Annotated in this window: 19 protein-coding genes and 2 tRNA genes (1 of these 21 running past the window's edge); 10 read left to right on the forward strand and 11 right to left on the reverse strand. The window is 42.3% G+C overall.

The window, feature by feature from the left end; translation table 11 throughout:
- The first annotated feature begins 113 nt into the window (after nucleotides 1–113).
- The 7 genes from BUC10_RS16830 to BUC10_RS16860 all read left to right on the forward strand — a co-directional run bounded on the left by BUC10_RS16830 (nucleotide 114) and on the right by BUC10_RS16860 (nucleotide 8,717).
- On the forward strand, nucleotides 114–1,130 hold the full coding sequence (locus BUC10_RS16830; RefSeq protein ID WP_084732695.1) for a LacI family DNA-binding transcriptional regulator: 1,017 nt from the start codon (nucleotides 114–116) through the stop codon (nucleotides 1,128–1,130).
- 137 nt (nucleotides 1,131–1,267) lie between these two features.
- Nucleotides 1,268–1,717 carry a helix-turn-helix domain-containing protein gene (locus BUC10_RS16835; RefSeq protein ID WP_073181835.1) on the forward strand — a complete coding sequence of 150 codons (450 nt, stop codon included), beginning with the start codon at nucleotides 1,268–1,270 and terminating at the stop codon, nucleotides 1,715–1,717.
- A gap of 478 nt (nucleotides 1,718–2,195) precedes the next feature.
- Nucleotides 2,196–5,450: a SusC/RagA family TonB-linked outer membrane protein gene (locus BUC10_RS16840; protein WP_073181836.1), complete on the forward strand. Its 3,255-nt coding sequence runs from the start codon at nucleotides 2,196–2,198 to the stop codon at nucleotides 5,448–5,450.
- 22 nt (nucleotides 5,451–5,472) lie between these two features.
- Nucleotides 5,473–7,206 carry a SusD/RagB family nutrient-binding outer membrane lipoprotein gene (locus tag BUC10_RS16845; RefSeq protein ID WP_073181881.1) on the forward strand — a complete coding sequence of 578 codons (1,734 nt, stop codon included), beginning with the start codon at nucleotides 5,473–5,475 and terminating at the stop codon, nucleotides 7,204–7,206.
- A gap of 28 nt (nucleotides 7,207–7,234) precedes the next feature.
- Complete coding sequence (locus BUC10_RS16850) at nucleotides 7,235–8,107, forward strand: hypothetical protein (RefSeq protein ID WP_073181884.1); 873 nt, start codon at nucleotides 7,235–7,237, stop codon at nucleotides 8,105–8,107.
- Between the two features lie 96 nt (nucleotides 8,108–8,203).
- Nucleotides 8,204–8,614 carry a 6-pyruvoyl trahydropterin synthase family protein gene (locus BUC10_RS16855; RefSeq protein WP_073181838.1) on the forward strand — a complete coding sequence of 137 codons (411 nt, stop codon included), beginning with the start codon at nucleotides 8,204–8,206 and terminating at the stop codon, nucleotides 8,612–8,614.
- A gap of 28 nt (nucleotides 8,615–8,642) precedes the next feature.
- Nucleotides 8,643–8,717 (forward strand) — tRNA-Val (locus tag BUC10_RS16860).
- 56 nt (nucleotides 8,718–8,773) lie between these two features.
- Here the strand turns inward: BUC10_RS16860 and BUC10_RS16865 are convergent.
- From BUC10_RS16865 to nhaD, 10 genes are all read right to left on the reverse strand, one after another.
- Nucleotides 8,774–9,853: a sensor histidine kinase gene (locus BUC10_RS16865; RefSeq protein ID WP_073181840.1), complete on the reverse strand. Its 1,080-nt coding sequence runs from the start codon at nucleotides 9,851–9,853 to the stop codon at nucleotides 8,774–8,776.
- 25 nt (nucleotides 9,854–9,878) lie between these two features.
- A complete protein-coding gene (locus BUC10_RS16870; protein WP_073181842.1) occupies nucleotides 9,879–10,391 on the reverse strand; it encodes a DOMON domain-containing protein in 513 nt (170 codons plus the stop codon).
- A 1-nt stretch (nucleotide 10,392) separates the two neighbouring features.
- A complete protein-coding gene (locus BUC10_RS16875) occupies nucleotides 10,393–10,821 on the reverse strand; it encodes a nuclear transport factor 2 family protein (RefSeq protein ID WP_073181844.1) in 429 nt (142 codons plus the stop codon).
- Between the two features lie 131 nt (nucleotides 10,822–10,952).
- A complete protein-coding gene (locus tag BUC10_RS16880; RefSeq protein ID WP_073181846.1) occupies nucleotides 10,953–11,729 on the reverse strand; it encodes a LytR/AlgR family response regulator transcription factor in 777 nt (258 codons plus the stop codon).
- An 84-nt stretch (nucleotides 11,730–11,813) separates the two neighbouring features.
- Nucleotides 11,814–11,888 (reverse strand) — tRNA-Val (locus tag BUC10_RS16885).
- A 73-nt stretch (nucleotides 11,889–11,961) separates the two neighbouring features.
- Nucleotides 11,962–13,173: a bifunctional folylpolyglutamate synthase/dihydrofolate synthase gene (locus BUC10_RS16890; protein WP_073181848.1), complete on the reverse strand. Its 1,212-nt coding sequence runs from the start codon at nucleotides 13,171–13,173 to the stop codon at nucleotides 11,962–11,964.
- A 4-nt stretch (nucleotides 13,174–13,177) separates the two neighbouring features.
- The gene (locus BUC10_RS16895) at nucleotides 13,178–14,059 is read right to left on the reverse strand and encodes an energy transducer TonB (RefSeq protein ID WP_073181850.1); all 882 of its coding nucleotides are present in this window, start codon (nucleotides 14,057–14,059) and stop codon (nucleotides 13,178–13,180) included.
- Complete coding sequence (locus tag BUC10_RS16900) at nucleotides 14,059–14,445, reverse strand: ExbD/TolR family protein (RefSeq protein ID WP_073181852.1); 387 nt, start codon at nucleotides 14,443–14,445, stop codon at nucleotides 14,059–14,061. Before BUC10_RS16900 ends, BUC10_RS16895 begins: the two co-directional genes overlap by 1 nt.
- A gap of 9 nt (nucleotides 14,446–14,454) precedes the next feature.
- On the reverse strand, nucleotides 14,455–15,147 hold the full coding sequence (locus tag BUC10_RS16905) for a MotA/TolQ/ExbB proton channel family protein (protein ID WP_073181854.1): 693 nt from the start codon (nucleotides 15,145–15,147) through the stop codon (nucleotides 14,455–14,457).
- A gap of 57 nt (nucleotides 15,148–15,204) precedes the next feature.
- Entirely contained in the window at nucleotides 15,205–16,590 is a 1,386-nt protein-coding gene (nhaD, locus tag BUC10_RS16910) for a sodium:proton antiporter NhaD (protein ID WP_073181857.1), read from the reverse strand.
- 236 nt (nucleotides 16,591–16,826) lie between these two features.
- Between nhaD and BUC10_RS16915 the strand changes: the two genes are divergently transcribed.
- The 3 genes from BUC10_RS16915 to BUC10_RS16925 all read left to right on the forward strand — a co-directional run bounded on the left by BUC10_RS16915 (nucleotide 16,827) and on the right by BUC10_RS16925 (nucleotide 24,267).
- Nucleotides 16,827–17,969, forward strand: coding sequence for an acyl-CoA dehydrogenase (locus BUC10_RS16915; protein WP_073181859.1), 1,143 nt, complete (start codon nucleotides 16,827–16,829; stop codon nucleotides 17,967–17,969).
- Nucleotides 17,970–18,284: 315 nt separating this feature from the next.
- Entirely contained in the window at nucleotides 18,285–22,790 is a 4,506-nt protein-coding gene (gene gltB, locus BUC10_RS16920) for a glutamate synthase large subunit (RefSeq protein WP_073181861.1), read from the forward strand.
- Nucleotides 22,791–22,800: 10 nt separating this feature from the next.
- Entirely contained in the window at nucleotides 22,801–24,267 is a 1,467-nt protein-coding gene (locus BUC10_RS16925; protein ID WP_073181863.1) for a glutamate synthase subunit beta, read from the forward strand.
- A gap of 61 nt (nucleotides 24,268–24,328) precedes the next feature.
- On the opposite strand, the gene BUC10_RS16930 is transcribed toward BUC10_RS16925, so the two are convergent.
- Nucleotides 24,329–24,980, reverse strand: partial view of a T9SS type A sorting domain-containing protein gene (locus BUC10_RS16930; protein ID WP_073181865.1) — the end only. Its footprint extends 1,082 nt past the window's final position; only the last 652 of its 1,734 coding nucleotides appear in the window; the start codon falls outside the window, past its right edge — the gene reads right to left on this strand; the stop codon is at nucleotides 24,329–24,331.

Consider the following 24,980-nt stretch of genomic DNA (forward strand, 5'->3'; position numbering starts at 1 on the left):
TTCAAAAAACAACCTCAAAATAGAGGCATATATATTCCGTTAACGTACACGGATTAACACAAATGTAGTATATTGCAGTAGAATTAAAAAGTTTTTTTCCTCTTTTTAGCCCTATGAAGAAGATTACCATTAAGGAAATTGCCAAAAAAGCGGGTGTGTCCATTGGAACCGTAGATCGAGTTTTGCACAATCGCGGAGAAGTTGCACCTAAAACCAAGGAATTGGTATTGCAGATTGCCAAAGAAGGCAACTATACTACCAATGTATACGCCAGAACGTTAAAACTGAACCGTACCTATACCATTGCAGTGCTCCTACCCAATGACAACGAATATTGGAATCTGCAGAACAAAGCCATATCCGAAACCGCAGAAAAGTATCAATCACTTGGCTTATTGCTGACATTTTTTACATTTTATCGCAAAGATTCGGCTTCCCAGGAACAACAGGCAAAGAAACTTCTAGAAAGCAATCCTGATGGGGTAATTCTAGCTCCCCTGGTTGAATCCGGCTCCACCAACTTTACTAAACAGTTGGATACCTTAAAAATTCCATATGTGTTTGTAGATTCCAATCTCAAAAACGCCAATCCGCTATCCTTTATTGGACAATCTTCATACCAGGCTGGTCATTTGGCTGCCAAATTGCTCAATCTGGGTTTCCCCCATGGAAAGCGAACTTACATTGTTAGATTCCATGATTTTGACAGTTTGAACAAAACCATTGAGGAAAGAATAAAGGGTTTCCGGGATTTTTACCATGACAACGGTTTTAACCCACTTCTGATTATGGAAATGGATCTTTCTAAAGATGCGCAAAATTTTTCGAGCGAAGTAAGTGCCGAAGGGCCAATCCATTTTTTCGTGCCCAGTTCAAGAGCCCATCAGTTGACCCATAATACTATGTCTGAACTTGACCCACACCCAAGAATTGTTGGTTTTGACCTCATCGAAAAAAACATAGCATGTTTAAAAGCAGGTGCTATTGATTTTATCATTGATCAAAATCCCATGAAACAAGGCGAATTGGCCATTCAATCCTTTTATAATCGCTTAATAACCAACCAAGATGTGCAACAACATCAGCCTATGCCACTTGAGATTTTCACTAAAGAAAACCTGATCGCCTAGGCCAAAGATTTCAAGTAATTGTTGGATAAGAGTAAACATCCCCGAAGACAGTTTACGTAAACCCTTATCGGGGAAAACCTGATTACCAGCGTTTTAGATGAAATTGAAGACAAGGTTTCATTTTTACAGGATTAGGTATGAAAAGGTTCGTATTAGATTTCTTCAGTAAAAAAGCTCCTATTACATCGGGGACGGTGGACTGTATCGCAGCCAAATATGCAAAGTCGGGTTTGACCTTCCAAGAGGCGGCCGAGATCAAACAGAAAATCAATTTAGCCCTTAAACAGGACAGAATTTATAAAAACAATGCCATTGGTTTGAACGATCTTTCGAGTCATATCAATAAGGACCGGTATAAGGTTTCCCAGGTACTGAACGAATATCTTTCCAGAAACTTCTATTCCTTAATTAACCAATATCGAATTGAAGAAGCAAAGGACTTATTGTTGACCCAGCCCTTCCTAAGTGTAAAAGCTATAATGTATGAGGTGGGCTTCAATAGCAAAACCAGCTTTTATTCTGCATTTAAAAAGGAGACTGGTCTAAGTCCAAACGATTATAGGCTCCTTACCAGCTTCGCATCCTAACATACCGGACTACCCGCCAACTATCTTTTCCTATTACTCTTTTTGTGCGCTATCACACACACTTTCCAACTAACGGGCATACCCACATTGGGATACCATAGTTAAATGAAAGCAAAATACAACGGTTTCACCCATTTTTATAACAATCCCAAAGCTCCTTGTTAAAATTTAAGAAAGCTTTTGATCCTAGAGTGAGGGGTAAAAAACTGTTAAAAAACGTTCGTCCCGTTGGGCGAGTCGTTTTATGGGGTTCCTCCCGTTTTAGAAGTACCATTCCTAAACCATCATATAATTGTTTTGTTCTTGCAATTGTAAAGGTAAGGCGGTGAGAGGCCTTACTACCTTCTAAAAAAACTTTCCATTAAGTTTTGTTTTCATAATAGGGAGTATTATTTGAATTAGCTATCAAAACATCTTCTCCCGCCTACCTTTCTCAGTTGCGCTGACTCATTTAATTTTTAACAAAACTGCTAACTCTATGAAAGTAAAACAGCTATTTGGGACAGTCATCTTCTCACTTCTTTGTGTGGTTGCTGTTCGGTCTCAGGAAAAAACAATTACAGGTACGATCATTGATCAAACCGGGATACCGCTTCCCGGGGTCAATATTGTTATCGAGGGTACCTCTACGGGAACCCAGTCTGACTTTGATGGTAATTATTCCATAGTCGCCAGTGCAGGTCAGATTCTCGTTTATACCTATTTGGGGCAAAGGCCTGCCAGAAGAACGGTCGGGGCCCAGGATGTCATCAATATCCAAATGGAAGAAGATGCACAAGCCCTGGAAGAAGTTGTTGTAACGGCCCTTGGTATTAAACGGGAGAAACAAGCTCTTGGTTACGCCGTTGCCGAGGTAAGCTCTGACCAACTCGAGGAAAAAGCCGAGGGGGACTTGGGAAGGGTGCTTATCGGAAAAGCCTCCGGGGTCAACATCACCCAACAGAGTGGACTTTCCGGTTCGGGTACCAATATCATTATTAGAGGATACAATTCCTTTAGTCAGAGTAACCAACCTCTATTTATTGTGGATGGAGTTCCATTTAATGGGGACACCAACGCTTCTGGGCGACAAGGAAACAGACAGGATTTTATCAATGGTAACAACGGTTCCAGTCGATTTTTGGATTTGGACCCGAACAGTATTGAAAGTGTCAACGTCCTAAAAGGTTTGGCCGCTTCCACACTTTACGGTTCCCTAGGTAGAAATGGGGTAATCTTGATTACCACAAAAGCAGGAGCTGGAGGCCAGGGTGTAAAAAAGACAGAGATTACGGTAAATACCTCCATCTTTTTTAATGAGATTGCTTCAACACCAGAGTACCAAAATCAATACGGTAACGGTTTCGACCAGTCTTTTGGATGGTTCTTCAGTAACTGGGGACCAAGTTTTGATCGAGAAGGAATTTCAGGATGGGGCAATAGTGATGCTTTTGATAGTAATGGAACACTCCCTCACCCCTATTCCACTTCAGCCGCTGGACAGCAGGCTTTTCCAGAATTTGCAAATCAGCGATACGAGTGGAGAGCCTATGATAGTTTTGGAGACTTCTTTAGAACAGGGACTGTAACTAATCTCTCGGTAAATGCAAGCGGTGGGTCCGACGATGGCAAAGTTACTTACAACGCCAACTATGGACACCTAAAAGATATAGGTTTTACCCCTGGGAACAGCCTAAACCGAAACAACTTTGGTGTTGGTGGTCGTGCGGTGCTTAGTAATAAGTTCACGGTTACTGGAGCAATGAACTATGCACGAACCAAATTCATCTCCCCTCCTGTGGCTTTGAGCCAAGGAAACGGAGCAACGGGTTCAGGTTCATCCGTTTTTGGTGATTTGTTCTTTACTCCTAGGAGTATTGATGTTGGAGGTCTACCCTTCCAGAGTCCACTTGATGGCCGTAGTATTTACTACAGGGATGGTAATGACATACAGCATCCATTATGGACAGTCAACAACGCCGGTACCGAACAAGAGACCAATCGTGTGTTTGGTAATCTTGGGCTTCAATACCAGTTCAACGACAATCTCAACTTGATATATAGAGTGGGACTAGATGTCTATAGCGAGAATAATCTTAACTATCAGAATAAAGGAGGTATCAACGGTAACGTGCCACAACCAAGATTGGCAAGTGGTATTTACGAAACCTGGAACAATACCAACACCATTTGGGACCATAACCTGGCTTTTAACGGTGATTACGATATCACAGAAAAGATTGGCACCACATTTAACGTTGGGGTCAATGGAAGAAGAGAAATTTTCAATCAGAGTGGGGTAGCCAGTGATGCGCAACAAGTGTTTGGCGTGCTGCGTCACTTCAACTTCCTGAATCAAAATGAGATTCAACAGACATCCGATAGGAATCTTGTTGGTTTCTATGGTCAATTGGAATTGGATTACGACAACTATCTCTACCTAACGCTGGCTGGAAGAAACGATTGGGTTTCCAATCTTTCCAAGGACAACAGATCCTTGTTCTATCCTAGCGCCAGTCTTTCTTTTGTTCCCACAACGGCTTTTGAAGGCTTAAAGAGCGAAAACGTCTTAAATTATCTTAAGATAAGGGCCGGTTACGGTACTTCAGCAGGTTTCCCAGATGCCAATTCGGATAATTTCCCGGTTGCCAATCGTTTGAATCTGGACACCCAAGATTTCCAAGATCGTACAGGAACCAATATTGTAACCAATACGAGTCCTTTGACCTTGGGTAACCCAGACCTTAAACCAGAACGTGTGGATGAGATAGAACTGGGTGTTGAGACCAGGTGGTGGGGTGGTAGAATTACCCTTGATGCCTCGGTTTACGAAAGAACCACTACGGATCTTATCGTTCAACAACCGTTGGATCCATCTTCTGGATTCTTTAGAACCAATACCAATGTCGGTGAGATCAAAGGTGAGGGTATAGAAGTTGATTTAGGACTGAATTTCTTTAGAAGCCAAGAAGAAGGAGGCTTCAACTGGAATACCAATGTCAACTTCACGGCTAATGAAAGTGAAGTAACCGATTTGGGTCAAGAAACCGATTTGATTGTGTATTCCGGTTTCGGAAACCTTGGTAACGCAGCTATAGAAGGGCAACCATTAGGTGTCATCTACGGTACTAGAATATTGAGGGATGATGCTGGAAACTTTGTTGTAAATGCCATTGGAGATTATGTTCAGGATTCACAGGATGGTGTAATTGGTGATCCAAATCCAGATTTTGTGATGAACGTCAACAACACCTTCTCTTACAAGAACTTCAGTCTCGGATTCCAGTTCAACTGGACCCAGGGGGGCGATATTTGGTCCAGTACCATATCTACGCTTCTGGGAAGGGGATTGATTGTGGAGACCTTGGATAGGGAAAACACCTTTGTATTGCCTGGAGTTCAACAAAGCGACGGAAGAGTCAACGATGTACAGATCAATAACTCGGATTACTACTTCAACAACATTTTAGGTAACATTTCGGAACTGCAAATTTTTGATGCCACAGTGCTTCGTTTGCAAGAGGTTACGTTGGGGTATTCGCTTCCGAAGAAGTTCTTGGAAGACACGCCATTTGGGTCCCTTTCCTTTACGGTATCCGGATTCAACCTTTGGTATGATGCCATTAACACGCCTGATGGGGCCAATTTCGACCCAAATACTTCAGGTACGGGAGTCGGTAACGGTTTTGGCTTTGATTTCCTAAACGGACCAAGCTCCAGAAGATATGGATTCAGTGTAAAAGCAACTTTCTAAGATGACAAAAAAAGACAGAAAAATGAAAATAAGGAATAAACATATTATTACCGCCCTTTTTGCCGGGCTACTCGTGTTGACATCTTGTGAAGTATCAGAACTGGATGGAACAAACGACCCAAACTTTTTAACACCAGATCAGTCGGCGCCTGATTTTTTCATCACCTCTATACAAGAGGATTTCGCAAGACATTTGGATGGTGACGTTTCGGGTGATCCCAATGACAATTTTGTTTCGGGCGGATTCCAATTTGGAGATGGACTTTCTCCTTTAGGCATGGAGTTGACCCGTCTTATGCAAATGCAGAGTAGGGATTACGAAAGTACCTATCAGGACAGTGATGTTGATGATGAGTGGGACAATGCCTATAGAGGGGTCCTTTTTGATATCCGCTTAATGACGCCTTTGGCTGAAGAAGCAGGTTTGACCAGACATTTGGGTATTGCCCAGTTTGTAGAAGCCTATATCATTTCGTCCTTGGTGGATTTCTTTGGGGATATTCCATACACGGAGGCAGTTCAAGCTCCAGAAATTGTAAATGCAAAGCTCGACAGTGCAGAATCTGTATATGCGGCGGCCCTAGCACTGTTGGATCAGGCGATAGTTAATTTTACAAATACAGCTTCGTCCACCCCACCTGTGGAAATGTTCTACAACAATGATTACTCTAAATGGGTAAAGGCTGCCAACACGCTTAAAATGAAGCTTTACTTGCAAACAAGGTTGGTTGACCCAGGAGCAGCAGCTGCCTTTAATGCCATTGTTGCTTCAGGAGATTACATTACCGACACCGCGGATGACTTTGAGTTCTTCTGGCCTGGTACCAGTGCAGCCCAGCCCGATAACAGGCATCCACGCTACGGATTGAACTATGTTTCTAACGGTCCTGGGGATTATGCTTCCAACTGGTTGATTAATTATATGCAGGAAGCAGCTGATCCGAGGATTAGATATTACTTCTATAGACAAACAGCCGAAGTGCCTGGACAGGAAATAGATCCAGACGAGCAAACATTAAGATGCTCTCTACAAACCCCTCCAATACATTATATCAATGGTGGATTTACATTTTGCAATCTTCCGAACGGGTATTGGGGAAGAGATCACGGCGATGATGAAGGAGCTCCGCCAGATGGGCCTTTGCGTACAACTTGGGGAGTATATCCGGCAGGAGGACGATTTGATGATGACAGTTTCAGTCCTGTTGCCCAGCCAACCGACGCCTTATCAAATGGTGGAGGTGGTGTTGGAGTAACTCCAATTTTGAATGCCTTTATGGTTGATTTCTGGAGGGCCGAAATGGCCTTGGTTGATGGCAACGCAGCTGCCGCTCAGGGATTTCTGGAAGCAGGGCTCACCAAGCAGATAGCAAAAGTAAGGGCAGCCGTATCCGTTGATCCCAATGCAGATCTTTCATTTGAGCCTTCGGCCACAGATGTTACAGACTTTATCAATGGAGTTGTAGCAGCCTTTGGTGCTGCCAGTGGAGATGCTCAGTGGGATGTATTGGCCGAAAATTACTTTGTGGCACATTATGGTAATGGAATTGAAACCTATAATTTCTATAGAAGAACAGGTTTCCCAAGTACATTGCAACCAAACAGGGAACCGGATCCGGGAAGTTTCCCAAGATCCATGTTCTACCCTAATCAGGCTGTAACATCAAATTCCAACATCACGCAGAAGACCACATTGGCAGAACAGGTTTTTTGGGATAATAACCCGGCGGGACCAGCCTTCCCAAGATCAAATTAATCAAGTAATGACTGATAAAAATAATATTATGAGAAAAATAAGAACATATATATTACTCTCTTTAGGGGTCATTACCTTAATGGCTTGTTCAGAGGAAAAAATTGTTGATGACGTTCAGGCAACGGTTGGAAGAGGGCTCATCTTAAGGACAGTGGGAACCATCGGAGACAGTTTTAGTATTAGTGATACCGGTTCGGTATGGGGGAAAACCTTGGAAGTGCAGGATGCTGAAGGAGGAAGCCTCCTAACTGAAATCAAGCTTTTTGTTTCCTTCACCGATAACACCATCGAAGATGGAGATCCAGATTTCAGTGCAGATGAGGCGGAACTGTCCACTTTTTCTGCCTCTGCATTCGCTCCAGGACCTTTTGGGTTTCCAAGGGGAGACGTGAGCGCTTCCTATGCTGAAGCGTTGGCGGCCACAGGCGTGGATTTTGATAACGTAGCGGGTGGTGACGCGTTTAATTTTAGGTTGGAAGCAATCCTAAGCGACGGAAGAGTGTTTACCAACAGATTGGCAGGAACTGTGGCAAATGGATCTTTCTTTAGCTCTCCCTTTGCCTACACCTCTCCAATCGTATGTCCTCCTACTGCTCCAACAGCTGGGGACTGGACCATTGATTTTCAGGATTCTTTCGGTGATGGGTGGAACAATGCTGCCCTTACGGTTGACATTGATGGAACTTCTACGGATTATACCTTGGCGGCTGGCTCGGCCAGTACAGAAGTATTTACAGTTCCAGCAGGCGCAGAGGTAATCTCCATCATTTTTGTTTCTGGGGATTTCGATGAGGAAGTTACCGCTCAGGTCACTTCTGCCAACGGAAATGTGATTGTTGATCTACAGCCTAGCCCAACGGCAGGAGCTGAACTGATCGACTACTGTTTAGGTAATCTTTAATACTTTACAAAACAGCGTGGAAAAGGGTCGTTTAAACGACCCTTTTTATTTTGCATTAAACTGGTGCGAGTCCAATCTTTTTACTTGCTTTGTGATATGGTTGCCACAATATGCAGAAAAGCCCATTTTAACGCCGCTCACCGGCTGCATAATCCCAATTGGAGTGAAGAACAAAATATTGCTGTTTTTGGAAAGTGCAATAGTCCAAACTATCACGGGCACAATTTTGATCTAGAGGTGAGGATTAGAGGTGAGGTGAATCCAGACACCGGTTTTGTCATGGATCTAGCTGTTTTGGGAGGTCTTATAAAAAACGAAATCGAAGAACGCTTTGATCATAAAAATCTAAATGAAGACTGTCCAGAATTTGGGGAGATGCTCCCTACAACAGAATATTTTGTAAAGGTGATCTATGACATTTTGAAACCAAAGCTGCATAAGGGGCATTTGCTCCATATTACCTTGCATGAAACCCAAAAGAATTCTGCTGAGTATGGAGATTGGTAACAATTTTACGATATTGCAACACTTTTACGGGATATTAGCTCAGTTGGTTTAGAGCGCTGCCTTGACAGGGCAGAGGTCACTGGTTCGAATCCAGTATATCCCACACAAGAGGACATTTAGTCGATTTGGCTGCCTGTTCTTTTATATTGTAACCTGCTATTAACTTCCTTTAAGGTTTATGGGCAAAAGTAGTTCTGCAACTACTCCGGCATTTGCATTAAGTAATTCAAAACTGGCTTGCCCTTGGTAAACAGACTCTAATCGTGAAATCGTACTTCCAATACCAATTCCATTTTCGTGTTCTTTTTGCCTTTTGAAAGGAGGGCCCTCGTTATAAACCCAGAGCTTTAGCTTTTCACCAAGCTTGTCCATCCCAATTTCAATGCGCTTGGCTTCTTTTTCTTTTGAAATACCATGCTTAATTGCGTTTTCCACCAAGGGTTGTAAAATAAAGTTGGGCACAAGACATTCGGATTCTCCCAAAGGCCCATGGATAACCACCTCCAAATCCTTATTCCTAAATCGCTCAATCTCTAGGTATTGCTGTATGTATTCAATCTCCGTCTTAAGTGGTATCAGATCATGTTGGGACTCTTCCAAGGTCATTCTAAGAAAAGACCCTAGACGTATCAACATCCCAGAGGCTACCTTATTCCTACCTTGCTCAATGGTACCTACAACATTGTTGATCGTGTTGAATAAGAAATGTGGTGACAACTGTGCTTTCAATGTATTTAGTTCGCTCCTTAGTAGCTGTTTTTCCAACCTGTCCGCCTCCCTTCGTCTGATTTCGGCTTCATTTCGATAGTCCATGGCATGGGCAATCCCTATTATGGCCATGTAGATAAAAAAGTGCCAATGAAATAGGTTGAGAAAGAAAATCTTAAAATAGAGTTTAAAAGTTTCCCAACGAATGGTCCCTATGCCCAAAAAATTCCACAGGAGCGAATAAATAGCCAAATACAATAAGACCAATGCGACTGCGAACAAGAGGTGCAGTGCCAATCCGCTATAATACGTTTGTTTGTCTATTCGATACCTCTTGCCCAACCAAAAGATAATCGGGCTCAGCCCTCCCCATACACTCCAGACCAACAATTGGATCAAAAATAATTTTAGCCATCCATCTCCATTTCCTGCATCCAAGGTTTTCAAATACAATTGGGTACTTGTAAACAAAGCTGCAAGTACCCAAATGGAATAAATGGCAATATGTCTTTTTTGAATCAATCGAAGCATCCTGAAAGTTACAAAAGTAGCCCCACTATTCTCTATGTTTTAATTGCAATGGAATGTGTTTTCTAACCCTGGAATGATGTTCAAAATCGTCCTCGATGGAATAAGCCAAAATGAGCCAAAAATCTTTGTCGAGTTCATGAGCATAGTCATAAGGGTCTCCAGAGTCAAGCGGAATAACAAAACGAACTACGGTGGACTTTTCGTCCTCCAAGGCATCCAGTAATTCAATAGAATATTTTCCCCCTAAATCCTCATCCCGCATAGGGTTTCCTAAACTTTTGACATATAAATCCTTGCTTGTAGCTTTTCCGTCCACAACATTGAACAGCAGTAAATCGCTTCCGACGATAGAATTTTTGGAATTAAAGCCAACTCCTGTCCACCCATTGGTTGGGGCTCTAAGTTCGCATCTCAGAACATCACCTTCAATTCGATATGCAAATGTCATTCCCTCTACCTGAATGGTTTCCTGACCGAGCATGGAAATCCAAGAATGGGTGCACAGGATAAAAATCGCCAGTTGTTTGGAAAACCTCAAGCTAAACTTTTCTGACCTCGGTAGTGATTCCTACAATTTCCCATTTACCGCTGCTGGACCTTGCCATGGACAGTTGATATAAGAAGTCGTATTCCGAGCTCACCGCATTTAGAACCACAACAGCCAAGTTTTCCCCAAGATATTCAGCATGTTGGTACTTCATCGTTCGTGGTTTGCCACCAAGTTTTTTCTCTTCTACCATTTTAATGTACTGCTCCGCCGAAAAAGTGCTGAATTTTCCACCTATTAGGACATACTGGTTAGAGTTGGATTCAAGTATATCCCTGAGCATCTGTGGATTCTGGAGGTCCGCCCCCTTTACAAACTTAGCCGCTACTTCCTTAATGTCCTTTTTTGAACTTTGGGCATTGATCGCTCCAAAAGACAGCATGAACAGCACGCATACTTTCATTACATTTTTTACAATCATAATCTCATTTTTTAGTTTGAGGATGAAAGTAATTCCCTTTTAAAACAGTTAAAAGGTCAAAGTTGTGAGTAATGGAAACTAGATTGGGAATCAGGTGAAAAGGTTCGCGAAACTAAAATCATATAGAACGATCAGAGCCCCATCCATTTTTTAAAGTCAGGCTTTCTACTATTCGAAATTTTAATCTTTCTCTGATTCTTCATAATCACCATGCTCGAGTTTTTATCATAATTCTCCATTCCAACCACATGGTCAATATTTATAATAAAGGATCGGTGCACACGAAAAAAGATTTTAGGATTCAGTATGGCTTCTAAATGATCCATGGATTCCCTGACCGTATGCTTCTTGGTTGAAGTTTCAACTTCCACATACTGATCTGCGGCCTCAATACTTACAATGTCGTCCACATTGATGAACAAGGTTTTGCCAACGGACCTCACGGCAATTCGCTTAACAAATTCCCTATTTTTCCTACTTTCTAAGCTATTGGAAAAACTCAACAGTAGATTTCTGTAGTCATCCGCCGTTTTGGCCAATTTATCTCTTTCCAATCTGTTTACCGCCTTTTCAAGTGCTTTTACAATACGCTCTCCCTCGTAGGGTTTCAGTATATAATCAATGGCGTTCTGTTCAAAGGCTTCTATAGCGTATTCGTTGTAGGCCGTCACAAAAACGAAATAAGGAAAGGGCTCCATACATTTTCGCAGTACTTCAATGCCATTCATTCCGGGCATTTCAATATCTATAAAAACAATATCTGGGTTAAGTTCTTTGATTTTGGCCAAGGCTTGATTTCCATCCTGACAGGCATCAATACTATGGAGTCCCGAAAAATGCTCAAGGTGGAGTCGAAGCCTGCTCAGGGCCTCTTGTTCATCATCAACAATAAGTATCTTATACTTCATCACAAATGCCTATTGTTTGTCTGGGAAGGGAAGTTACACCTAGAAACAAAAAAACCTCCATTATTTTGGAGGTTTTTTCTTTTGTGGGCCCTACTGGATTCGAACCAGTGACCCCCTGCTTGTAAGGCAGGTGCTCTGAACCAACTGAGCTAAGAGCCCCATTCCATTTACCAAATGGGAGTGCAAATATAGCACCATTTTTCATTTCCCAAAAAGAAAAAACACAAAATATCTAAACTACTTCGGCAACCACAAATGTACTTCCCCCAACAAAAATCAAATCATCCTTATCAGCGTTGCCAACAGCCCTTTTAAGTCCCTTTTCCACAGACTTAAAAACCTTTCCGTTCAGACCATTTTCCAATGCCAATTTTCTTAGCTTTTCAACTGCAAAACCCCTCGGCACATTGGGTTTCACAAAGTAATATATTCCATTCTTTGGAAAAAGGCCTAAAAGCTGCCCAACATTTTTGTCATCTACAAACCCAAGGACAATATGTAGCCTTTTTTCACTTTGCAGCTGTAATTGCTCAAGCACCAATTGAAGTCCTTCTCTGTTGTGTGCCGTATCACATATAATTGTGGGGTTCTTACCCAAAACCTGCCACCTCCCCAACATTCCCGTGTTTTTGACCACGTTTAAAAGGCCTTTTTTTATATGCTCCTCGGTCACCTTGAAGCCCTTTAGCTCCTTAATCGTTTCAACCACACCACCTATGTTCTTTTCTTGATAGCTGCCGAGCAAATCTGTTTGATATTTTGGAGTCGTAGCATCCTCCGCAAAAGTTATTCGTGCACTTTTTTGGGCTGCTATCAATTCGAAAATACCTCGAGTTTCCAATTGTCTTTCACTGATTACAACAGGAACCCCTCTTTTAATGATGCCCGCCTTCTCCAATGCGATTTTTTCCAGGGTATCACCTAAAATCTGGGTATGATCTAATCCAATGTTCGTTATCAGGGAAACCTCTGGGTGTATAATGTTGGTTGAATCAAGTCGACCACCTAGGCCCACCTCTATAACAGCTATATCGACTTCTTCCATAGCAAAATATTGGAAAGCCATCCCAACGGTCATTTCAAAAAAAGAGAGCTCGTGCTGTTCAAAAAAAGTCTTGCGGGATGCAACAAACTCTTTGACAAAGGCTTTTTCTATCTTTTTGCCATTGATTCTTATGCGCTCCCTAAAATCCTTTAAATGGGGCGAGGTATACAACCCCACTTTGTATCCGGCTTCCTGAAGAATTGAAGCCAGCATATGGCTGCTAGAACCCTTCCCATTGGTCCCGGCCACATGAATACTTTTAAATTTTTGGTGAGGGTTACCAAGCAAATCGGATAAATGAAGAATGTTATCCAGTTTGTTCTTTAAAGCTAACGTCCCTTTTTGTTGATACATTGGAAGTCTTGAGAACATCCAATCCAGAGTTTCTTGGTACTTCATAGGATTACTGGCCAAGCTTAAAGTTGACCACCACAAAACCAATTTGGGATGTTGGTGCATTGGAATCGAGATTCCATTTGTGCAAGAAAGCTGTTTTCCTGGCTGGTTCCAATAGGCACGGGGCGTTGTTGGTAGTACCCTTTACTCCCGGGGTTGCCTTAACGACTTTCCCATTTCTATCCACTACAATACGGACCACCACGCGGCCGTCTTCATTGCATTCTTGCTGCACCTTACCCTTACGTACCAAAGAACGCCCATTTAACCCATAACCACCTGTGCCACTTCCACTTCCCGGTGCCCCGTAATAGCTTGTGGCGTATGGATCGCCTCCTGGCTGTCCTTTATCACCTTGTTTATCATCGTCTCCTTCACTTCCGGTAGTCTTACCATCAGATTTTCCAATCCCTCCGATAAGCGCATCCAAACTCTTCTTTTTGGCTTCCTGTTCTTTCCTTTTCCGTTCTTCTTCCTGTTGTTTTTCCCGAGCTTTTCGGTCTGCCTCGGCCTTCGCCCTTTTTTGCGCTTCTTCAGCTTTTCTTTTTGCCTCCTTTTGCTGATTGATTCTAATTGTCTCCTCATTGTTCTGAGTGACAACTTTCTCCACAGGCTCTTGGGGTGCTACTGGTTGTGATTCGGTCTGTTCTGGAACTGGCTCAGGAATTTCTTCGGATTGCACTTCCTTAGGTTCTGACCGTACTTTTTCTTTCGGCTGTACCTTTCCACTACCAAAATCCATCGTACCAAAATTGACCGCAATCCCATTTTCAATGGGCGGGTCCAAATAGGTAAGACCAATATAAAAAAGCAATAACAGGAGTGCGCTCAACAACAGTGTTGTGAGCGTAAAGGATTTTTTCTTGTGTCTCGTATCTAAAAATGACATTATTTTGGCCGCACAGCCAAGATAACCTTGTAATTGTTTCTGTTGGCGATATCCATCACATTGACCGCTTCTTTAATGGCCACGCTTTGTTCCGCCCTTAGAATAATGGTAGGCTTTTCTTGTCCTTCAAGTGCCTTTTTTAGTTCAATTTCAATGTATTCTGCGCTTATCTGCTCGTTGTTCACATAATATTCCAAATCCTTGTTGATAGTCACTGAAACATTCTGTGTATTTGTTGATTTGCCTTTAGCCTTCGGTAATAATAAATCCAAGGCATTTGGTGCATTTGATGTCAGCATAAAGAATACCAACAACAAAAACACAATGTCTGTCATGGATGACATGCTAAATTCAGGACTTACCTTGTTTCTTCCCTTCAATTTCATGCCGAACGATTAGATAGGTTCATTCAACAAGTCCAAGAACTCAACAGCATTGGCTTCCATTTTGTGAACTACCTTATCGGTTCGGTTCACCAAATGATTGTATCCAATGTAGGCAATAATACCAACTACCAATCCGGCAACTGTGGTTGTCATGGCCGTATAGATACCGGACGCCAAGGATCCCATTTCCGCCTGACCGCCACTGCTCGCCATTTCATGGAAAGCTAAAATCATACCGATTACAGTACCTAGAAACCCAATCATTGGAGCTGCCCCGGCAACCGTGGCCAAAACACTTACATTTTTCTCCAGTTTATACACCTCAAGTGTACCAGCGTTTTCAATGGCCGTATTGATATCATCCAACGGCTTGCCGATTCTTGAAACTCCTTTTTCGGTTAAACGAGCTACAGGTGAATCTGTTTGGGCGCAAAGTAATTTTGCAGCATCCAATTTTCCGTTCATGACATGGTCACGAATCTGGTTCATGAAGTTCTTATCAATTTTAGAAGCCGCCTTTATGGCAAAAATCCGCTCAAAATAAATATAGAGCGCTACAAAAAGCAGCACAAAAAGCACCATTATAATCACAATACTTCCTGTTCCCCCATTGACAATTAAGTCAATAACAGAAAGGGTTTTTTCTTCCGAAATAGATGCTGCTAAATCGGTCCCTTCCTCCAAATCTTGAAAAATAGTCATATAAAATCCCCAATTTAAGTTGCAATAATAACGGAGATTTTTGAGCTAAAGTATTTTTCAGAAAAAATATCGCATGATAATGAAACAGATGGCTCCTGCAATGAATCCTATGAAAGCCAACCAAGCGATTTTTCGCAGATACCAAAAGAAGTCGATTTTTTCCATTCCCATGGCTACTACTCCCGCTGCGGAACCTATGATCAGCATACTCCCCCCAGTTCCTGCGGAATAAGCAATAAAGTGCCATAACGGATTGTCAATTGGCTCTGAGAACATGCCCAAACTGGCAGCCACCAGTGGAACATTATCAATAATTGCGGAACCTATTCCCAGAATAATAACCACAAGGTCGGACACCTCTGTTCCAGGAATTTCTGTCCCCAACAAGCCGATCCCTTGTTTTAGGGTTTCTGCAAAATTGAAGAGAAGTCCTAAGGACTCTAGGGCTGCAACGGCCATCAAAATACCCAAGAAGAAAAGAATACTCGGTAATTCAATTTTGGTCAACGCGCTATGTACAGGACTGTGATGCGAACTAGCATCACTCTCTGGATCCACAGATGATATGGTAATCTTGGAATTACTATAAATTTCAGCGAAAGTGGCCACCACCGCTAAAGACAACATCATTCCCACATAAGGCGGCAAATGCGTGATGGTTTTAAAAATCGGTACGAAGACAATAGCACCCAAGCCCAAATACAGCATTGTAGCTCCAAATTTCGACTTTGCCGGCGGATTCTCCTCCAAGTCTATTTCTCCCTTGAACGGCTCCAAAAACGAAGCGATAAAGGTAGGAACGAGCATACACACCAAAGAAGGCACTAATAAATAACCAATTAGTTTTGCGGTTGTCACCTTGTTTCCAATCCACAACATAGTTGTGGTCACATCTCCAATCGGTGACCAAGCCCCTCCAGCATTTGCGGCGATAATGATAAGACCTGCATACCAGATTCTCACATTTCTATCCCTTACTACCTTTTGCAAAATGGAAACCAAAACAATGGTAGCGGTAAGATTATCTATGATAGCAGAAAGGATGAAGGCCAAAAAGGCAAAAATCCAAAGGATTTTTCTTTTACTTCTTGTCTTTACGTATGACTTGATGGTGGCGAACCCATCGAAATAATCAATGATTTCCACAATGGTCATGGCACCTAAAAGAAATACCAGAATTTCAGAGGTTTTCCCCAAATGATGCAATAAAGTTTCCTCCAGCATGTGCATTTTATCCTCATGCCCCAAATCTCCAAAATTGTCCATCAGAGCATGCTTGCCGGAATCAAACCAAGTAGTAAACCCATCAATTCCAAAAGCCATCATGGCCCAAAGCACAGCCATCATGGCCAAAGCTGGGATAAGCTTATCAATCTTTAGGTTATGTTCAAGGGTAATGGCTAAATATCCAATGACAAAGATGGCAATCAGTACGGTTTCCATAGAAAGTTGGTTTACGTGGTTGAAAATAAATTGTGCCCTTTAGGACACAACTATGCTGCTAAAGATATTCAAAATGACTTTTCCTTCATAATCTTACCCTTATAAATGTGGCTAAAAAATTAAGGCAAATAATTTCTTTCAAGCTTTAATTAATTCTCATTTTAGTTGATTTTTCGTTGAAAAATAACCAGTTTAAGGCTATATTTGCACTGTTTTTTTAACTTATTCTCAATCCTATGGAATTTTCACTTTCCGAAGAACAACTGATGATCCAACAAGCGGCCAAAGATTTTGCACAAAATGAGTTGCTGCCAGGAGTAATAGAACGTGACGATGCCCAAAAATTCCCTTGGGATTTGGTTGAAAAAATGGGGGAGCTTGGATTCATGGGAATGATGGTGGATGAAAAGTACGGAGGTAGCGGATTGGACACCCTTTCCTATGTTCTGGCAATGGAGGAACTTTCCAAGATTGACGCATCCGCTTCCGTCATGGTATCAGTAAACAACTCCCTTGTATGTTGGGGATTGGAGACTTACGGCACCGAAGAACAAAAACAGAAATATCTTACCCGTCTTTCCACTGGTGAAATTATCGGGGCTTTTTGTCTTTCCGAACCAGAGGCTGGCAGTGATGCAACCTCACAAAAAACAACAGCACTGGACAAAGGGGACCACTATATAATTAATGGTACCAAAAACTGGATTACCAATGGAAGTAAGGCCGAGGTATATCTGGTCATTGCCCAAACCGATATAGAAAAAGGCCACCGGGGTATAAACGCCCTAATTGTGGAAAAGGGAATGGAAGGCTTTGAAATTGGTCCCAAAGAAAACAAACTCGGCATACGAGGAAGTGATACCCATTCACTTATCTTCAACGATGTAAAAGTTCCGAAGGAGAATCGAATTGGGGAAAACGGTTTTGGATTTAAGTTTGCCATGAAAACCCTAGCTGGCGGAAGAATTGGCATTGCGGCACAAGCATTGGGCATTGCCGCGGGCGCATACGAACTTTCCAAAAAATACGCCAAGGAACGAAAGGCTTTTGGAACCGAGATTGCCAATCATCAGGCCATTGCATTTAAACTGGCCGATATGCATACCAAAATTCAGGCAGCGCGTCATTTGGTGTATCAAGCCGCTTGCGATAAAGATTCCGGAAACGACTATACGCTTTCCGGCGCAATGGCGAAATTATATGCTTCCGAAGTGGCCATGGAAACAGCAGTTGAAGCAGTTCAAATTCATGGAGGAAATGGTTTTGTGAAGGATTACCATGTAGAACGATTCATGCGCGACGCCAAAATCACACAGATCTATGAAGGCACATCCGAGATTCAAAAAATAGTTATTTCGAGGAGTATTTTAAAGGACTAACATTTTACTACCAAGATAAACCCCGTTTTTTGCAGGGTTGTTTTTCAAAAGTATCATCAATTAAGACATCCACCCCTTTATTTTTATGCAAATCATTGGATTTATAGTGCACATTACATATCATACCCCTGTTTTTTGAGAGGTAAACAGCATTCTTTGGATATATTTATCAGAATCACAATTTAATATTCTACATTTTTTCATTTTAAATAATTTTTAACGTCCTAACACAAACGTTGCACTTTTAACTGCATTTCTCCAAAAAGCTTGATTTTTATTTATTGATTATGATATTTTTGAAGAAATACCATAATGATGAAGTTAGAGAAACAAGGTTTGTACCTACCCGAATTTGAGCACGATAACTGTGGTGCAGGTTTCATATGCAGCCTAAAAGGAAAGAAATCCAATGACATCATTCATAAGGCTTTAGAGATCCTTGATAAATTGGAACACCGGGGAGCGGTAAGCTCGGATGGAAAAACAGGGGATGGAGCCGGTATTCTTATAGATATACCACATGATTTTTTCATGGATGTTTGCAAGTTCGACCTTCCAGAGGCTGGATCCTATGCCGTAAGTAACGTGTTTCTCCCCCAAAAAGAAAATCAGCGCGACTTTTGCGTTTCTGTTCTCGAGGAAAATATAAAAAAACAAGGGCTAAAACTTTTGGGCTGGCGAAACGTCCCAGTGAACCGATCGGTACCAGGAAGAATTGCTTCAGAAACAGAGCCTTTCGTAAAGCAGATATTTGTTGGCAAAAACAAGGACTTGGATGATTTTCAGTTCAACCTAAAACTTTTTATTGCCAGAAAAATTACCGAGCATGCCATTATAAAAAGTAAACTCTCTCAAAGTCAGTTCTTTTATCTACCTAGCCTTTCCACTAAGATTATCATCTTCAAAGGTCTGCTGGTTCCCCAGGACATCAGTAGGTACTATGAAGATCTTTTAGACCCACGAGTAGTCACGCGTTTGGCTTTGGTGCACCAACGCTTTTCCACAAACACCTTCCCTACTTGGGATTTGGCCCAACCTTTTAGATATATGTGCCATAACGGGGAAATAAATACTCTCAGAGGCAACGTTTCAAGAATGCGATCTCGGGAAGAGCTATTAAAGAGCGATTGGTTTGGAGACGAAATCAAAGAAATTCTTCCAGTTGTCCTTCCAGGAAAATCGGATTCTGCCAGCATGGATATGGTCGTTGAACTACTACTGATGACCGGACGTTCACTTCCAGAGGTTATGATGATGTTGGTTCCCGAAGCATGGGAAAAAAACACGGAAATGTCCGCATCCAAAAGGGCATTCTACGAATACAACTCCTGTATGGTAGAACCTTGGGATGGTCCTGCCTCAATTCCCTTTACCGACGGAAATTATATTGGTGCCGTATTGGATAGAAATGGGCTTCGTCCCTCACGTTATTCAGTAACCAAAAAAGGCTATGTAATCATGTCTTCCGAAACTGGCGTGGTAGAGTTGGAACCGGAGGACATAGAGTTCCATGGACGATTGGAACCCGGAAAGATGTTCCTTGTAAATATGGAAGAAGGTAGAATTGTCAATGATGAGGAGATAAAGGAGTCCATTGCTAAAAAACATCCCTATGAAAAATGGCTAAAGAACAATTTGGTACACCTTAAGGATATTCCTTATAACGATTGCCCAGTGTTTTATGGAGAATTCCCTCTGGAAACCCGCCGATCTGCCTTTGGATATACCTTGGAGGATATCAATACCATAATCTTGCCCATGGCCAAAAATGGGAAAGAACCTATAGGCTCTATGGGATCAGACACCCCTATCGCGGTGTTATCCGAACGGCCACAGCTTATCTACAATTACTTCAAGCAATTATTTGCACAAGTTACCAATCCTCCTTTGGATGGAATTCGCGAAGAGTTGATCACCGATATAAGTCTCACCCTTGGTAGTGACCAAAATATATTCGATATCAACGAATTGCACTGCCGAAAGCTCAAAATTCAAAATCCAGTAATCTCCAAGGAAGATTTGGATAAGATAAAAAATCATGATGCAAGTCCAGACTACAAAGTAGTTTCCATTTCCATTCTCTACGAAATTGCCAAAGGCCACAATGGCCTTGAAGAAGCTTTGGACTCTATTTTACAGCAGGCTTCGGATGCCATAGATGATGGCACAAACATCATCATTCTTTCAGATCGAATGGTGAGCAGCGAAATGGCCGCCATTCCTGCTTTGTTGGCCTGTTCGTATGTAAACAGCGGCCTTAGTGTGATGGGCAAACGTTCTAAGCTCAGCATCATTGTCGAGTCCGCCGAACCCCGCGAAGTGCATCACTTTGCCCTATTGTTTGGGTTTGGAGCCAGCGCAATCAATCCTTATTTGGTAAATGAGATCATTGGGGAGCAAATAGAAGAAAACGATATTACGGAATACACTTTTGATGAAGCCATAAAAAACTATAACAAAGCCATTGGCAAGGGCATCTTAAAAGTGATGAACAAAATAGGAATCTCAACATTGAACTCATATCGAGGTTCCCAATTATTCGAATGCATTGGTATCAATACCAAGGTGGTTGACAAATACTTTCCAAATACGCCAACACGTATTCAAGGGATTGGTTTGTATGAGATTGAAAAGGAGATAGCAAAACGCCACAAAAAAGCATTCAAGAATCAGGAATTAGCAGCCAATCTGGATATTGAGATTGGTGGAGAGTACCGCTGGAGAAGGGATGGTGAAAAACACATGTTCAATCCATTAAGTATTGCCAAACTTCAGAAATCGGTGCGCAATAACGAGCCGGATACCTATAAAGAGTATTCCGAATTGGTGAATAAGCAGTCAAAAAGCTTAATGACTATCCGCGGATTGTTCGAGTTTTCAAATTACGATCCCATTCCGATTGAGGAAGTAGAACCGTGGACCGAAATTGTGAAGCGTTTTAAGACAGGAGCTATGTCTTATGGAAGCATTAGCAAAGAGGCTCATGAGAATCTGGCTATTGCCATGAACCGAATTGGTGGAAAAAGCAATTCTGGAGAAGGCGGGGAAGATTCGGCTCGTTTTTATAAAAATCAGACAGGCGACTGGAAGAACAGCGCCATCAAGCAGGTGGCCTCAGGTAGGTTTGGAGTCACCTCCAACTATTTGACCAACGCACAAGAAATACAGATAAAAATGGCACAAGGGGCCAAGCCTGGAGAAGGCGGCCAATTACCTGGACCAAAGGTCAATCCAGCCATTGCCAAAACAAGAAATTCGACCCCCTATGTAGGATTGATTTCGCCTCCACCACATCACGATATTTATTCAATTGAGGATTTATCCCAACTGATCTATGATTTAAAATCGGCGAACCGAGAGGCTCGAATCAATGTGAAACTGGTATCGGAAGTTGGTGTTGGTACCGTAGCCGCTGGAGTTTCCAAGGCCAAAGCGGATGTTATCCTCATATCAGGATATGATGGCGGTACCGGAGCATCTCCACTTACCTCTTTAAAACATGCGGGGCTCCCCTGGGAATTAGGAATTGCAGAAGCTCAGCAAACCTTGGTTTTAAATGATCTTAGAAATCGGGTGGTCTTGGAATGCGATGGACAACTAAAAACCGGAAGAGATGTGGCTATTGCCTGCCTATTGGGAGCCGAAGAATTTGGGTTTGCCACAGCACCTTTGGTAGCTTCTGGTTGCATCATGATGAGGGTTTGCCATTTGAATACCTGCCCTGTCGGAATAGCAACCCAAAATCCGGAGTTACGAAAAAAATTCAAAGGAAAGCCAGAGCACGTGGTCAACTATATGTATTTCGTAGCTCAGGAACTGCGTGAAATTATGGCCAAGCTTGGGTTTAGGACTGTTAACGAAATGGTTGGACAGGTTCAAAAACTAGATAGAAAAAAGGCAATAGCCCATTATAAAGCGGCAGGCATCGACCTTACGCCCATTCTTTATCAAGTGGATGTGCAAGAGGGAACATTGTTCCACAACACTGAAAAACAGGTGCATAGCATTGAGGATTCCATTGAATTTGATATAATCGCCCAAGCCCATCCAGCCTTATTCCGAAAAGAAAAGATTTCGTTGGACTTCCCTATTTATAACACTGATCGAGCGGTGGGATCTATCATTAGCAATGAAATTTCCAAAATCTACGGAGCGGATGGTCTACCAGAAAATACACTGAAACTGAATTTCACGGGTTCCGCCGGACAGAGTTTCGGTGCCTTTGCCACCAAAGGACTTACCATGATAGTGAATGGAAACACCAATGATTATCTCGGAAAAGGGCTTTCTGGCGCCAAATTGGTGATTAAGGTGCCTTTTAAATCCACCATCAAACCTGAAGAGAACATCATAACAGGAAATGTAACACTCTACGGAGCCACTTCCGGAGAAGCCTATATCAACGGTAAGGCAGGTGAACGTTTTTGCGTTCGGAATTCAGGTGCCAAAGCTGTTGTAGAGGGTATAGGTGACCACGGCTGTGAATATATGACCGGAGGAGTAGCCGTTATCTTGGGTTCGGTTGGAAGAAACTTCGGTGCAGGAATGAGTGGTGGCATCGCCTATGTCTTTGACAAGGACAATACTTTTGAAAAAAGATGCAATGGCGAGACCTTGAATTTACTGTCAGTTGAAGAGGATAATGATATTAAGCAACTAAAGGAGCTTATTGAAAATCATTACAATGCTACTTTAAGTCCCCTTGCGCAGGACATTTTGGAGAACTGGGAAGCGTATTTGCCAAAATTCATCAAGGTATTCCCTGAAGAATACAGACAAGCCCTAATACGATTGGAAAAAGAAAAATTGCAAACCTTATAAAACTTGAGCCATGGGAAAGACAACTGGATTTATGGAGTTTGACAGGAAGGATGAAACATACGCCCCTGTTAAAGAGCGCATCAAAAATTATAAGGAATTTACAATTCCGCTAAAGGAAAAAGAACTCAAAAACCAGGGTGCACGATGCATGGATTGCGGTATACCATTTTGCCATAGCGGATGCCCTTTGGGGAACTTAATTCCTGACTTCAACGATGCAGTCTATCAAGGGAAGTGGGAAAAGGCGACCAAAATTCTACATTCCACCAATAATTTTCCTGAATTTACTGGAAGATTGTGTCCGGCACCTTGCGAAGAGGCCTGTGTATTGGGAATTAATGAAGATCCCGTCTCCATTGAAAACATTGAGAAAAACATTGTGGAAACAGCTTTTAAAAATGGCTGGATCACTCCTGAACCCCCTATTGTTAGAACTGGCAAGGAAATAGCCGTAATAGGCTCTGGACCAGCCGGGTTAGCTGCAGCGCAACAGTTGAACAGAGCTGGCCACTTGGTCACTGTATTTGAAAGGGATGAAAAAGTGGGTGGCCTATTACGCTACGGTATTCCTGATTTCAAAATGGAGAAAAACGTCATCGATAGACGTCTTGAAATCATGGAAAAAGAAGGTATAATTTTTAAGACGGGAGTCCATGTAGGTGTTGATGTGAACGCCACTGAACTTCAAGACCAATTTGATGCGATTTTGCTCTGCGGTGGTGCTACGGTTAGAAGAAAGCTCCCCATACCCGGGGCAGATTTAAAGGGAGTGGTGCAAGCCATGGATTTTCTTCCTCAAAATAATAGAAAGGTGGACGGTATTCCCTTTGAGGGAGAAGAGCTCAATGCTAAAGGAAAGCATGTTATTGTAATTGGCGGAGGTGATACAGGTTCTGATTGTATCGGAACTTCCATTCGTCATGGGGCAGTTTCCGTGACCAATTTTGAAATCATGCCAAAATCCACTCCGGAACGCCCTGAAGGACAGCCGTGGCCATTTTGGCCCATGCGCTTAAGAACAAGTTCCTCACATAAAGAAGGCGCAGAAAGGGTTTTTAGCATTTCCACCAAAAAATTTATTGGAGACGAAAAAGGAACCCTTAAAAGTCTGGTTACCGCAGAAGTGTTTTGGGAAAAGGTCCCAGGGAAACGTCCAGTTTTAAAAGAAGTGGAAGGCACAGAAAAAGAATGGGAGTGTGATTTGGCGTTGTTGGCCTTAGGATTTACCGGTTCAGAGACTTCCATAGCAGAACAACTTGGCCTGGAAATGGATGCAAGAACCAACATCAATGCATCGGTCATGGATTACAAGACCAATGTTCCCGGAGTTTTTGTTGCCGGTGATCAGAGAAGGGGACAATCTTTAATAGTTTGGGCCATTTCCGAAGGAAGGCAAGCTGCGCATCATGTAGATAGTTATATCATGGGGGCTTCAGATCTCCCACTCAAAGGGGATGGCGACTTGCCACGTTTATAAGTAAATAACCAACCTAACTATAAAGGCCCTCTGTCAATTTTGATGGAGGGCCTTGCTTCTTTTATCTAATTATAAGCCGATGGGTTTCGGTTTTATCTGAGGTAATAACCTTTAAAAAATAGAGTCCAGCTGTATATTCCTCCACATTGAAAGAGGTCCCCATTTTGTATGAAACGGTTTGAAGTACTCGTCCATCAAGTCCAATGAGTTGGAGGATAACATTTTTATACCCTGAATTCTCCAGTCTAAATGAAGAGAATACGGGGTTTGGATAAAAGATGGTTTGCTGCTGCTCTTCGGTCAAAACATCAAAGAGTTCCAAATCGTCAGATAATCTAGCCTGCAAGCTTGTTCCGCTCGACTGGAACTCGTAAGCTCCAATATCAAAAGCGATTCCTGAAGGTCGGGAATCATTGTCCATATCGAAGGTAATTCCCCAAGAAGCAACGTTGTGGCCGGCATCTACAACGTCTGAAGTTGATGATGCAGGACTGAAATCATTATTCAATACATTTGTTAGACCCAATGTATCTATCTGGCGTGTCATTATGTTTGAATGGATATTGGTCAGAAGACTATCCCTTGTTGCTCTCTCGTTAAAGTCAAAATAGCTCTCTTGGTTTTGTTTCCAAGTGTTACCGCCTTCAAAATCATAGCCCGGATCCGCCACCAGATTGTTCACAAAATGGGACGGTACTTCACTTTGGTTACGA

Origin of the sequence: Flagellimonas flava, from assembly GCF_900129665.1 — a bacterium.
Lineage (GTDB): Bacteria > Bacteroidota > Bacteroidia > Flavobacteriales > Flavobacteriaceae > Flagellimonas > Flagellimonas flava.